The following is a 13,873-nucleotide window of genomic DNA, read 5'->3' on the forward strand; positions in this document are numbered from 1 at the left end:
AGGCGCAATATGATGATTAAAAGTAAAAGAATTATACCATTTTTATTTTTTATGAAATATTTAGGATATGTCGTTCATCAACCTTTATCGACTTCCTTCTTCTCAATAATCATTTTCGATGACTTAGCATATTGTAGTAACTCTTCTAACATTTCAGCAGGCAATTCACTAATGTCAAATGCCAGCTTGAGTTTCCCTTTGACATTTTGATCTTTGTACACTTGAATATCCTCTACAGAAGGGTTTTCAATTGCTTCCTCATTCTCTGCCAACTTTTCTTCCACCACAACTGTTTCTACCACTCGTTCAATGACCTTATGAGCACTTGTTTCTTTTTTATCTTCATTTTTGAAGCGCAGTAAGCCCAATAAATGTGCTTCTGTCAAAGTATTGTACTTCGTGATACTAAATAAATCTTCCTCAATATTGGTTGAATTACTATTCACGTAAGCAATTTTATTGCACAAAACAGCATTTTCATGTTCATACTCTTTTACGACTTGATCTAAGAAGTAAACCACATAAGGCATTTTTCCATCATACAAATAAATGCTATATTCAGCATCTTCTCGCCATTTCATATAGTGATCTGCCCCCCATTCTTGGCTATTGGCTTCTAATCGTTCAAGATCCAATTTGTTCTCCACTTTGGTTGTTTTAAACTCAATCCCTTTGATATCCAAATTTGTCAAATATTGCCCTGCTGCTGTCAAACAGTCGAATACATGAGCAATACTAATTTCAAATTTTTCAAAAAGTTGTTTCTGTTGTTTTTGGTCAAAGTAATACAACTCTTGATCCGCATGATTATCGACTTTGTACTCAAAGGTTGGTTCTTCCTCTATTCCTCCTACCTTAATAATATAAGGTAAAGGTGTATTTTGAGTCAATTTAGGTAGTGTATTGTATAATTTTCTCAACCAATACAAACGCTCATCTTCGGAGGTAAATACCGTTCCTTCAGACTGAAGCCAAAGGATGGTTTGCAATAAATAGTCTTGTTCTGAATTTCGTAAATCATTCAGTTGTTTTTGTGAAACAGGCTCTCCAATATTTGTATGAAAATATTGGCGTACCCCTACTAGCGTAGAACGCTCTGTATTGACCCCTATAGCATTTAACAACGATAACTTGCCTCTAGGAATTAGAACAACTTTGGGCGAAGGGGGAACAAATTCCTCTACTTCCTCTCCGTCCACTGGAATTGGTTCCTCATAATCAGGCTGAATCGTACGTTCTTCCACTAACTCTTCTTCTTCTCCGACCCAATTCATCAACCAATCAGGGAAACGCTCTTTTACCAAAGCATATTCCTCAGGATAAACCAGCTCCGCAGGTAATAAACCACCCAAGCTATTCTCTGTATTTGTTTTAAGTTCCAACTGAGTAGGACGTTCCAAATCAGGAATTTCTGACCAAATTTCGTACAAGAAATTTAATAGTTCAGATTGCAATTGCTCTGGTTTTTCTTTCTCTTCCAACGTTCTAATCGGCGCACAATAGAAGGTATTTTTATCTATATAAGGACCATAAACCAAATTTTGAGACCCAAAACTAAATGCTGTTTCTTTCTCTTGTATACGAAGCAACTCATCAACTCCCGCATAGTATTGGGAATTCAAAATAGCACTTGAATCAATAAAAGAGTTGTTATTCAAATGAAACGCATCAAACGTACTGATTTCTATGGGTTCAGCAGCTTGTGTATGCAGCAAAAACGATTTGATAATTTTGCTATTATCATTATCCTTCGCATACAACAATGCAAAAGCTAGTTGATAAGCATTTTCCAAAACGGGATGATTTGCTTTTAGTTCATCAAAAATATCTTTGACCAGTTTCTCTTCCCCTTCAAAACAACGGCGTTGTAATACCGTGGGGGCCTCATAATCGACAAACTGATTCGCTATGTTCTGTAACAATGCTTGAATGACCTTAAAACGAGGCAGTACTTCTGATAATTTCAAATTAAACTTACCGCTTCGTTCAATAGAAATAGTAATCGCATCATCAAACCCAATATCATTCAACTTAAACAATTCTCCTTCTAAATTTTCGATATAAATTTTAGATCGAACTTTAGAATGATCTGCCTCTTTGTTTCTGAATATTTGTAACGTTTGGTGCTCAAAAGAATCTTTATTATATGTTTGTCCCTCTTTGAGAACAATTTTATCAATTTTGCTGAATACTTGTTCTTGTACGTCGGCATTGCCACTCTCTACAATCAATGCCGAAAGTAGTTCAGGGGATACTTCTTTAGACTTAGAAATCGCATTAAATAACTGACTTCCTCTTAATAAGCCTTTGTTTCTATAATCTGGCTGGTAAATTTTGGCAGGCACCAATTTATAAGTATCGCCAAAAATAGCATTAATTTTTTCCGCCAAACCTTGTTGTCCTTTTTCTACCGCATAAGGAATATTTCTAGCCCGCTTTCCAACTTCACACTCCCTCGAATTTTCTGGACTCTCTGTTAGATATAAGAAAGTAAATAAGTCCTCTTTTGTTTTTTCAAAGAAATGAACCAAACTAGCTGCTTCGCCTTTTTCCAAAACCACAACATCCTTGGCAATCGATTTAGACAAAATACTATTTCTAGTTTTGAACACCCCTTCTATCAAGAAAGGCAATACATCGGGATGTGGTGTATAACAATCCGTTAGTGTATTAATCGCTGTTCTTAGCGGACCGTATTTTTCTGTTTCAATCATCTGATTGTGAAAGAAAATTTGACCACTGCCAACAAAACCTATGCTAGTATCTACAAAAATATACTTGCTTGTAATCAATGGTTTAGGTGACTTGGCTAAGCTTGCATATTTTAGCACTCCTTGATAAAAAGATTTGATATTAGCCGCTATACTACTATGCGTGGTTACCGCCTTCCATTCTGCAACAAGAATGTTGTTATAAATATCCGTTTCTTTCGCCAGATAATTTTGCAACAAGACATCGTCTTCTTTTTCATCAATACGATAATCATTCAACCAATTTTCAACAGACTTTGTAGAAGCAATCAGTTTAGACAACACCATGTGTTCCCCTTTTTGATTACGAAACAGTTCAATCCGAGCTAGTTCTTTGGCTGACAGAATGCCTGTTAATAGTACAAAGAAAGCTTTCTTTTCCTCAGGATTTAAGTCCGTTGTTTTACAACGTTCAATTAATCCATTTAGCCCTTTTTTCCATTCCTTACTAGCTGTGGTAGGGCTTGTTCTAAATGGATCAGCTTCTAGAAAGGGCAAAATACTAGGGTGTGGTAAAACAAGGTTCAACACTTTAGATACTGCCGAACGCAAAGCGGGGTAATCAACCTCTATTTGCCCTAAGCAGCGATGATAAAACACAGTTTGAGCAGTACAAAATCCATGCTCTGAGTTGGTATAAATATAGTTGGCTTCGTCTAGTTTGGGCTGATTCGACTTTAACTTAAAATAATTGGCAACACTTGTATAAAATGCCACCAAACTTTCTTCATCCTCACCATCAATTCCTTTAACTAACTCGTCCCAAAAAGGAACAATAATATGAGTGTATAGTTCCCACTGATTTTTTTTAGAAATGTATTGCTCTGCTAGTACTTCTGAATCCTCCTCTTCTGCTATTTTAAAATTCTCTAACCAATACTCAACATTGGCATCAGCGGGCAATAAGCCATGCAAAGGAGCAGGAAGTCCCTCTTTGTTATAAAATAAATGCACCCCTCTTAACGCTTCTTTTTTTACCCCATCTAAGCTCATCAAAAAGCTATATAAGTTGTGTTTTTGTTCAACTGAAAGCGTTGCATTGTTAGTACGTGCAGTTATTTTTTTAAACAAAGCCTCATCGTTGGTCAAATAATCTAACTGAGACTCTAGTTGCTGTAGAATTACAGCGTAATCTAAAATATTAAATTCCAATACTGAAAACCCTAACCCTTTGATGGAATCTCGAATAGGCAAGATATGCTCACTCATCAAGAAAATATCTTCTTGCCCTTGCAAATCATCAATAGCATAAAAATGAGCAGCACCTGTTGTACTTGTAAATTTGAAACACTTAATATTTCCAAACTTCTCTAAAAATGCCTCATCAAAGTCAACCCGTTTTAACTCTGCCACAAAAACTTGGTAATCTTCTGGTGATAGTTGTGCAATAAAGTTATTCAGCAAACTTAAATTAGCTTCCATGATTAACTCCTTTATTCCCCAACGCTTTAAACCTAGTTTAGCATTGTTGGCTGCGGAGCGCAAAATATCATTTTCTTCCTTTATATCCGTCCAATACAACCACTCTCTCCCAATTCCCAAACTCATAGGCTCAATGGGCAATGCTGTTCCTTTTGCAATGATTAAATCTTTGAGGTAAAAATTACCTTTATTGGTTGGAATATTCATTTGTATATACTCCAACAATGGATCGTACAAATGTTTATTAATCAATTCTGCATCGTATTCTGTAGAACGATCTGTCAACAACAAAGCCTTATAAATATGGCAATAAGTCTCTAAATTCTCTTGTTTATATTTATCCAAGTTACGTTTCAACGACTTGGCAATATACTTAAAGGTTTCAATATTCGCTTCGCCTTGATCATCTAAACGGGTTCTATCTGTAATTTTGGCAAAAGAAGAACTGTGCACAAAATAAGCCATTCCATGACGCTCGTTTCGCATTGGGAAAAACTGATATAAACTAGGCGCTTCTTTTAGAGCCTGCATTTGCTCCAAACTAGCAGGAAAGCCCAATGAAATTTCAATCGGACAAGTTGGAAATTCAGGATCTATATTTTTAAAATCTTCTGTACCAGGTAGAATAGAATAACGTTCAAACTTAGTTTCAAACTTCTCTATGATATCTTCTTGCAAGGCTACCTTTTCCAAGGTTTTAAGATTATTCATAGCATAACCAATCCCCGAAGTAATGTTGAGCAACGATTCTTTTAGTTTTTCATGTTTTTTAGGACCAAATCGCAAGAAAAATAGAGAGCCTTGTTCCAAAGAGAATTGTTGCAACAATTCTTTATTTTTATTTAAAAAAGCTACTAAGTCACCCAACTCCTCTTGGTTAAACAAAACTTGATCTTTGTAATCTAAATTCTTTACCGATTCTTCTGGAGAAGTAGGAAAACAAGCCAAAATAATTTTTAACAGCCAAGGAGCAGTATCAGCCTCAATCAAATTTTCTAAGTTCAAACTACCTCCATCATAATTCATCAAATCTGCAAACTGCTTGTTGTTGTACCAACTAAACAATAAGGGACCAGCCAAGTCTCGCAGCAATTCTTCCGCACCATCTGATTTCCCCATCAACCGATAAGCTAACTTAAAACCAATACCATAGCGTCCAATTTTTCCACAATTTTCTACTTTTGTTTTATCAGCTTTTGTCCCTTGAAAAGAATTCAATAAAGCCTTCAAATCTTTTTCAGAAAAAGCACGTCCATTATTCAACACCATAAAAAAGGTTTCATCATAAATAACAGCACACTCCGTCGATTGGCTATCTGCTGCATTTTGTAAAAACTCATAAATCGCTTGCTCGTCTTGTGCATTTTGCAACTTAGGCGTTAAATCAGCTTTAATGTTCTCAACAATACCATTGACCATTTTATAAAAACCACTATTCTCATTATGACCACTCCCTATAAAATTTTCATCCCAGTTAGGCATGTCATAACCTTGGGCATTGCGCCAGTTTGTACGAAATTGTTGGATATTTTTGATTTGCATAGTTAGCTGAGGTTGTATTCAGTTGTGTAATGTTTAATTTTCTAACAACTTGATTGTTAAGCGATTTAAAAGAGCTTAATAATAACAATCAAATTAATATACTTTTTGGTAGGTTGTTATTGATTATAATACTCCGTTGATTTTTTAGTTCTCCTACGAACCCGTAGGCTCACGAAGTAAAAACGTAAAAAAGCATCTTGCATTAGCTTGATTATCAGTCTTTTAGCACAAAAGCCAACAAAAGTACATCTTACTGATAATCAAAATAATACGATTTTTCAACGGAGTAATGTGATTATAAATAATACAAAAAACATACAGTAGTAAATATATTCATTTTTAGCTTAAAAAACAAAAATATGCACAATTTAAAACAAAAAGTTTTAAAAAATTCTATTTAAGTCTATCTGTACTGGCTAACAGCATGCTTGTTAAAAACACTACTGTGATTCAACGTTTCTTCTATTTATTTATAGTGTCTAAAATAGCGATATTCTAATAAATATATGCATAAAGACCTTTATAAAAATAGATACTAAATCCTTTTCTTTTTTTTAAACGCAAACAATAAACAACCCTAAACCTCTATCTTTCAGCCATCTAATTACATCCACTTTAAATAAAACGGCTTAAAAGCCATTAGAAATATTAGACAAGTTATCAAATTATTTTTTTTAGATTTACCCAATTATTATAATCTGATTTAGACTCTGTATATTTGCCATCAAAATAGTTCAAAAGATTTTAGTTATATAAAATCAACGGAGTAAGTAATCGTTCATAAAAATTTAATTATAAATATTTGGACATTCAGCAACTATCCTTCTAATAATCAATTGAACAACACACACGTTCCTCCACAAAGTATTAAAAATTAAAGATTACTTCCAATGCAATTTCGTTCAAAGTTAATGACAAGTTTTTTAAGTATTTTCTTTTTCTATTCTTTTGCTAATGCTCAATTTGCTCCTATTGCTGGACAGCCAGGAAGTACAGCAATCTACAAAGACTCTAGTATTTTGGTAGCTTGGGCGACCCAATGTGTGGTAGAACGGGGTTTGGTTGACATCAGCCAACCCAGTTTAGGTACGGCATCAGCAGGAAGCGTTGCGGGTACTTTGGGAATGGCTGGAGATGGTTTTACCTTGAGTCTTGGTGATGGTGGACAGGCCACCCTTACCTTTGAGCATCCGATTCAAAATGGACCAGGTGCTGATTTTGTAGTCTTCGAAAATGCTTTTAATGCTACGTTTTTAGAATTGGCATTTGTAGAAGTAAGTTCTGATGGGCAGAACTTTGTTCGCTTCCCTGCGATTTCCAATACAGACACGAGCGTTCAAGTTGGGGGATTTGGCAATTTGGATGCTACTCGTCTGTATAACTTTGCGGGTAAGTATCGTGCCAATTATGGTACTCCTTTTGATTTGCAAGAATTGGCAGCAGACTCAGCTATACTCAACCTTAGTGCAATCAGTCATGTTCGCATTGTTGACGCTGTTGGCTGCATTCAAGATGCTTATGCGACTCGTGATAGCCGTGGAATCAAAGTCAATGACCCTTGGAGTACTCCTTTTCCTTCTAGTGGCTTTGACTTGGATGCAATAGGTGTTATTCATCAAAATACAACAATTGCTATTCAAAAAATTCCTACTCCTATGGTTAGCATTTTTCCCAATCCTGTTCGCCAAGGAGCTCCTATTACCGTTGAAATTTCAACGCACAATACAGGTGATTACACTTTCTCTTTGTACAATCTTCAAGGGCAATTAATTCTTGAACTACCTCCCAATACACAAAAAATCCCTACACAAAATCTATCCAAAGGTGCTTATCTACTCAAAATACAAACCGCCACTCAACACTTGACTAAACAACTAATTGTTTACTAAAAAGGAAAAATTCAACCACTAAAGGATATAATTCTATTCTATGTCTTAATCCTCCTATTGGCAAACCAATCATGATATTTGAATTGGAGATGTTAAATCTTTTTTAGAGTTAATACTCTATTGATTAGCTTCGCTGCTACTGCGTGGTGCTTCGTGAGCGCTGCGCTTTTAGTTAGCTTTGTTACTCCCTATGGTCGTGAGTTCGCTATGCTCGGTTCGCTCATGACCTTGGGCTTTTATGCTACTAGCACAAGCCTACTCGGCAAGCTTAGTTTTTTAGTTTTTTACAGGAGTGCTTTCCCATAAACTAACAGAATTTAGCTTTCAGCAAGCTTTGTTTACTACTACTATGTGGTTTCAACGAAGTAATGTAAAATAAAAAGTTCATTTCATTTTTTTGTTACAAAAGTTAATCGTAATATTGCAATATACAAATTAATAAAATTAATTATGGGAATATCCAAAACAGACATTTTTACCAACGAACAAAACTCGATGGCACAAATAGCAAAAGCTCTAGGACATCCTGCTCGGATCGCTATTGTTGAATTTTTATTGCAACAAAAATCCTGTATTTGTAAAGACATTGTAGAAGAAATTCCCTTAGCCCAGCCGACTATTTCTCAACATTTGAGAGAGTTAAAAAAAGTAGGATTAATCAAGGGGAACATTGAGGGAAATAGTGTTTGCTATTGTCTTAATCCAGAACCTTTTAAACTACTAGCCAATTATTATCAACATATACTTTATTCTATTCAACCAATGGACGACAATTGTTGTTCTGAAAAAGAAAAATCATGAAATTATCCACCTTAAAAAAGCATATTGCTAACATTGACCGCATTCATTTTCAGCTACCTGATGGCAGCTCAGTTCCTAGCCATTATCATGTGACAGAAGTAGGAATGATTCAAAAAAACTTTATAGATTGCGGCGGTACATTAAGAGAAGAAAAAGTAATTAATTTTCAGTTGTGGTATTCTGATGATGTTGACCACAGTCTTCAGCCTCAAAAATTACTCGACATCATCAAATTATCTGAAGAAAAACTAAGCTTAGAAGATTTAGAAATAGAGGTAGAATACCAAGCTGGAACGATTGGCAAATATGGCTTGTCCTTTGATGGCAAACATTTTTTGCTCATCAATAAAATGACCAACTGCCTCGCTCCTGACAAATGTATTCCCCAACTAGGCAAACAGAAATTAAATCTCAACGATTTGATTGCCAACCAAAATGCTTGTTCGCCAGACAGTGGTTGTTGTTAATTTATTACTACTATTCCCCCCTCTGACTGGTCACAATATACTAAAACCATATCAGCGAAACCGCAGTCTACAAACGCACGCAGACCAACAACCAAGAGGAACGAACGAAACTAACTCGATTGCTTCTTTAGAGTAGATTTCTATTTTTTAAGGGAGCAGACAGAAGGCGTTGATAAAAAGGTTTTTTATTTTTTTAACATCAATAATTATCGTATATATTTGTACAATAGTTCGTTGAAACCACGCAGTAGCAGCGAAGCTAAACTTTATTAGTTTGATAATCAGCAAATTGCGCCTTTGCTGCGTTTTGTGTTAAAATTTTGATTATCAAACTAATATAAATGTGCTTTTTTATCTTTTTGGTAACTAAGCTTGCGATCTCACGAGCGCAGCGAGCTAAAAAAGTAAAAAACTAAGCGATAGCGATCTCACGACCGCAGGGAGCTAATCAACGAACTACTATTTGTATATATACGATAATTATTATTCATCCATTGTTATACATGACCCAATTATATTCTTCTATCTACCAATATTGCCAAGAATTAGAACAAAGTTTTGGACAAATTATTAACCATAGGCAGCAACAATTATTGCGCTTAAGCACTTTTTTGAAAGAAAAGATACATGCTTCCCAAACACCTGATATTATCGCTATCTGTACGCACAACTCGCGACGCAGTCACTTAGCACAGATTTGGTTGGCCATCGCTGCCGATTACTATCAAACACCTTCAATTCGAACGTTTTCTGGTGGCACCGAAGCTACTGCTTTTAATCATAGAACAGTTGCAGCATTACAACAAATTGGATTAAAAATTACAACAGACAATACAAATCTACTCAACCCTGTTTACCAAGTTCGCTGGAACGACAGCATGCCCCCATATTTAGCTTTCTCTAAACAATATGAAGCCCCACCCAATCCCCGCAAAGACTTTGCAGCGCTTGTTGTTTGTAGTCATGCAGATATTCATTGCCCGATTGTATTCGGCAGCGCTTTAAAAATAGCACTTCCTTATGCTGATCCTAAAGCATTTGATGGTACAGACTTAGAAGCGGTAGAGTATTTAAAAACTTGTCGGCTAATTGCCTTAGAAATGCTTTTTGTTCTAAAACAGATTACCTTATGAGAGCTTATCTAGCTGAATGTATCGGTACTTACGCTTTAGTTTTTTGTGGAACTGGTGCAATTATTATTAACGATATCAGCAATGGTACAATTGGACATCAAGGCATTGCTATCACTTTTGGAGCTATTGTTATGGTAATGATTTATGCCTTAGCCCCTATTTCGGGAGCTCATATTAACCCTGCTGTTTCTATATCCTTTACATTTACTAAGCACCTAAACTTTAAGAATTTAGCTTCTTATTGTATCGCCCAAATAACAGGCGCATTATTGGCTAGTCTCAGTCTAGCATTTTTATTCCCTACACACCAAACGCTTGGAACCACTCTTCCGTACGAATCTTGGCAACAGTCCTTTTTGCTTGAAATAATCTTAACTTATTTTTTAATGCTAGTGATTCTAATGGTTGGTCAAAATAGACATACTCAACCATTTACAGGGGTTGCTGTTGGAGCTACGGTTCTCTTAGAAGCAATGTTTGCAGGTCCAATAACAGGTGCTTCTATGAACCCTGCTCGCTCTATCGGCCCTGCATTAGTTTCTGGTCAACTGCATGCGCTTTGGGTCTACATCATTGCGCCTATTTTAGGTGCCTTATTAGCTGCTGTAACTTGGCAATTATTGACAGAAAAATCAAGCAGAAAAAACATCACTATTTAGATGACACCATTTATTGGTCTTGTTTTTCGAACTCTATTTTATTTCTTTACAACACAACACAATCTACACCTTTAAAGGTCGTATAAAATAAATCACAAACACCTACAAATCAATTAAAAATAAAATTTCAAAGCCATTTGAAAATCCATAAAAAAAACTTTTTTAGACTTGAATAGGTTTCTACGATAGAATAATTTCGTGTTCAGATTTTTAAAATTATTATCAAAAAAGAAAGCAAATAATTTAAACAATGAACACATTCAAACTGATAACAACATTAGCACTACTTACACTATGTTCCTATAGTTTTGGACAATTTGGAGGGTTAATAAAAAAGCCTAAAAAACCCAATATTACTACTACAAAAAATAAATCGAGTAAAAAAACGACAACATCTAACTCTTCTCAAAGCTCTCCTGTCGAAAGTAATAGAAATAAGGATGGAACACCTAAATACAATCCTGACGATGCCACCTATAAAGCTTATTCAAAGGCTAGAGAGAATATAAAATTTGCCAAAAGCATTATGGAGGGTATCGAATGGAAGCAAAATAGAGAGAAAGCTCAAAAAGATGCTGCTAAATATTTGGCAAAAGCAAAAGAAGGATTAGATATTTTAAATCAACAACCTTCTGAACAAAATCAAAATTACCTCAAGGAATTTAACGAAACATATACGACTCTAAACACTACTTGTTCTAGTGAGACAGCTGCATTTAACAAGAGAGAAACTTTTGAAAAAAACATAAAAAGTTATGAGAGCTGGATTCGATACGGAAATAAATCCGAAGATGCTGGGATAGATTTTTCTTATCAAGGCTTTTACAAAGAAATCGAAAATTACAAAAAAGAACTGCCTGAAGCATTTGACAAAAGCTCCAATGTGCAAGCAATTTTCAAAAATTTAGATGATTATTTTAAAAATAGGGTCTATAAAGAAGTAACCAAAGCCGAAGAAGAAGCCGATATTATCATCGAAGCAATGTATAAAAAGCAGCTTTGGGAAGGACATGAGAACTATAAAATAGAAGCCGCTTCTTATCTCAAACGTCTCAATCAAATTTTGACTCGCATCCCATCCAAAGACAAACTACAAGATGAAACAACTGCAATTGCTTTAAGAAACAAAATAACTAAAGAAACCAGCATGTTGAAAGAATTTATTGATAGTGGACAATTGGAGGCAGCCATTAAACAACGCCAACAAGAGCGAATAGATGCCGTCCGCCTAAATCCTAAAGGCATGAGCAATAGTACTTACGAAAAAATGGCTTTAGATCGTACGTTCAGCGATGGAAAACAAATCTTAAGAGCGGTTATAGTCTCTTCTGACTGGCAAGTTGTTAAAAATGCTTTGGATTTGCCCAAACACAAATCATTATGGTATAGCATTGCTGTAAAAGATAAGGATGGTGTTTGTTACAAAGCAAGTGGAGAACTAAGAAAAGATTATGAAGGAGGTGGGAAATATGGTGCTCCCAAATTTTTATTTTCAGAAATTGATACAGAAATGAACTGCAAAAACATTCACAAATAATCAATCACCCAACTAAGCAGCTGCAATTTTTTTTCACTTACGCAGCTGCTATTTTTGCTTTTATGCCATTTCTCGAAATTCTTCATCCCATTCTTCTCCATCTACCCCCCAATAACACAACTTTTTAAATTCTTTTTTATCAATTTGCCAATCCAACCATCCTAAAAAATTGAAATACAGTAAGAATTCTCTTTGCAAAGAAGAATGTTCCCTTAAAAAAGAGAGCAACTTAGCCCTAAAACGAATCAATTCCCCTATATGCTCTTGTTGTGGTAATGAGATTAACTTATTGATCAGCGAAATAAACTTTTTATCAAAATCAAAAAGAACATCTTTCTTCTTAAAATTTCGTCGAACATTATTCAGGTAAGATCCTAATAGGATATATTCTTCTTGTTCGTATAGAATTATAATTCTAAGCAGCGAACTATAATTGGTTGGTTTCGTAGCCTGTTTATCATTCAGTATTTCATCTATTACTTTTAAGGCTACGTCGTAATCCTTATTACTATAATGTGATAGTGCAAATTGGTAATGCAGGAAGGTCGAAATCGTTTGATTAGGATAGGTAGAACTAGGAGGCAAACTTTTTATGTATTCCTGACTTTCTTTAAACAGCCCTGTTGATAAATAGCCCTTTAATTGTGTCGAAGCAATGCTTAATCGAACATAAAATGTAATGTATTTTTGATTTTCAGGGCTAATATTATTATAATCTTCCAACAAAACAACTATTGTTTTCCAGTCTGTGGAATTAACAATAACTCCTCCTAAAGCTGTAAAATGTATTCGTTTATATTCTTGAAAAAGTAGTGGAGGCAACTCCTTTGTAAAATCATAGAGGTACTGATGATACTTTGCTGCACTTTTGGTATCTCTAGCAACTGCTGCCAAATAAGCCCGAAGTTGTAATGCTGCGACTTCGCCTGGAACACTTTGCTGCTGGTATGGTTTATAAACAGGAAGACAATCACTTATTTCTTGAACCAAAGTAGGCAGTTGTCTAGAAAACTTTAGTTTTGAAGAATAAATAATTCGCCCCAATTGTATTCTGCAATCAGCATACTCTTTTGTAATAGAAAATATATCTGCATATTTTTGCTCATATTTTTCTAAATCAGCTTGCTCAACATTGTCATAACGGAAACGTGTATTTTGAAGTTTAAACCACCATTCATAAATCAAGGGCAGGATCAAAATTCGTTGCTGCCTTTCTGCTATATATTGCAACTCTAGCAACTTTTCAAGTGCTGTATTTAACAAATTTTTGCTAAACAAAATTTCCAACTCTATCAGGCCTTCCATCAGTTCTACATCTACATTCTTATAGGCTTGTTGATTTCTCAAACTTTTTAATATTTGCTGGTACAAATACGTTTGAATGCCACTCAACCCTTTTACCTGTTGAAACTTTTGCTTAAATTTTTTTCGATCTAAGGTTTCCTGTTTGTCCAAATAATCAAACACTTTTAAGTAAGTACCACTGTCATTATCCAAACGATATTTCTTTGAAAACAACTTAAAAGATCGTTTTTCTTCCTTCTTCAAACTTCCAATTAATTCATAGAGTTTGAAAATTGTAATTCTATTCATAACAAAACCTATCTAGCAACAACTTACCTTCCCAACAATTGGTATGGACCTCATTCTTCTTTATTTTTTTGACTATACAA

Annotated in this window: 8 protein-coding genes; 6 read left to right on the forward strand and 2 right to left on the reverse strand. The window is 35.0% G+C overall.

The window, feature by feature from the left end; translation table 11 throughout:
- Positions 1 to 77: 77 nt before the first annotated feature.
- The gene (locus QP953_RS22370; protein WP_309553008.1) at positions 78 to 5,714 is read right to left on the reverse strand and encodes a sacsin N-terminal ATP-binding-like domain-containing protein; all 5,637 of its coding nucleotides are present in this window, start codon (positions 5,712 to 5,714) and stop codon (positions 78 to 80) included.
- A gap of 911 nt (positions 5,715 to 6,625) precedes the next feature.
- Here QP953_RS22370 and QP953_RS22375 point away from each other — a divergent pair.
- The 6 genes from QP953_RS22375 to QP953_RS22400 all read left to right on the forward strand — a co-directional run bounded on the left by QP953_RS22375 (position 6,626) and on the right by QP953_RS22400 (position 12,200).
- Positions 6,626 to 7,603: a T9SS type A sorting domain-containing protein gene (locus QP953_RS22375; RefSeq protein WP_309553009.1), complete on the forward strand. Its 978-nt coding sequence runs from the start codon at positions 6,626 to 6,628 to the stop codon at positions 7,601 to 7,603.
- 450 nt (positions 7,604 to 8,053) lie between these two features.
- Positions 8,054 to 8,404: a helix-turn-helix transcriptional regulator gene (locus QP953_RS22380; protein ID WP_052594028.1), complete on the forward strand. Its 351-nt coding sequence runs from the start codon at positions 8,054 to 8,056 to the stop codon at positions 8,402 to 8,404.
- The gene (locus QP953_RS22385; RefSeq protein ID WP_052594023.1) at positions 8,401 to 8,871 is read left to right on the forward strand and encodes a DUF6428 family protein; all 471 of its coding nucleotides are present in this window, start codon (positions 8,401 to 8,403) and stop codon (positions 8,869 to 8,871) included. The genes QP953_RS22380 and QP953_RS22385 overlap by 4 nt, the downstream gene beginning before the upstream one ends.
- 503 nt (positions 8,872 to 9,374) lie before the next feature.
- Positions 9,375 to 10,004 carry a protein-tyrosine-phosphatase gene (locus QP953_RS22390; RefSeq protein WP_309553010.1) on the forward strand — a complete coding sequence of 210 codons (630 nt, stop codon included), beginning with the start codon at positions 9,375 to 9,377 and terminating at the stop codon, positions 10,002 to 10,004.
- On the forward strand, positions 10,001 to 10,663 hold the full coding sequence (locus tag QP953_RS22395; RefSeq protein WP_309553011.1) for an aquaporin: 663 nt from the start codon (positions 10,001 to 10,003) through the stop codon (positions 10,661 to 10,663). Before QP953_RS22390 ends, QP953_RS22395 begins: the two co-directional genes overlap by 4 nt.
- Before the next feature lie 250 nt (positions 10,664 to 10,913).
- Entirely contained in the window at positions 10,914 to 12,200 is a 1,287-nt protein-coding gene (locus QP953_RS22400) for a hypothetical protein (protein ID WP_309553012.1), read from the forward strand.
- Positions 12,201 to 12,260: 60 nt separating this feature from the next.
- Here the strand turns inward: QP953_RS22400 and QP953_RS22405 are convergent, their stop codons facing one another.
- Entirely contained in the window at positions 12,261 to 13,793 is a 1,533-nt protein-coding gene (locus tag QP953_RS22405; RefSeq protein ID WP_309553013.1) for a hypothetical protein, read from the reverse strand.
- Positions 13,794 to 13,873: the final 80 nt, after the last annotated feature.

Source organism: Aureispira sp. CCB-E (genome assembly GCF_031326345.1).
Taxonomy (GTDB): domain Bacteria; phylum Bacteroidota; class Bacteroidia; order Chitinophagales; family Saprospiraceae; genus Aureispira.

Excerpts from the sequence above, each read along its gene's own strand:
- QP953_RS22370 (WP_309553008.1), bottom strand. The coding sequence starts at position 5,714 with ATGCAAATCAAAAATATCCAACAATTTCGTACAAACTGGCGCAATGCC.
- QP953_RS22390 (WP_309553010.1), top strand. The coding sequence starts at position 9,375 with ATGACCCAATTATATTCTTCTATCTACCAATATTGCCAAGAATTAGAA.
- QP953_RS22395 (WP_309553011.1), top strand. The coding sequence starts at position 10,001 with ATGAGAGCTTATCTAGCTGAATGTATCGGTACTTACGCTTTAGTTTTT.
- QP953_RS22385 (WP_052594023.1), top strand. The coding sequence starts at position 8,401 with ATGAAATTATCCACCTTAAAAAAGCATATTGCTAACATTGACCGCATT.
- QP953_RS22375 (WP_309553009.1), top strand. The coding sequence starts at position 6,626 with ATGACAAGTTTTTTAAGTATTTTCTTTTTCTATTCTTTTGCTAATGCT.
- QP953_RS22405 (WP_309553013.1), bottom strand. The coding sequence starts at position 13,793 with ATGAATAGAATTACAATTTTCAAACTCTATGAATTAATTGGAAGTTTG.
- QP953_RS22400 (WP_309553012.1), top strand. The coding sequence starts at position 10,914 with ATGAACACATTCAAACTGATAACAACATTAGCACTACTTACACTATGT.
- QP953_RS22380 (WP_052594028.1), top strand. The coding sequence starts at position 8,054 with ATGGGAATATCCAAAACAGACATTTTTACCAACGAACAAAACTCGATG.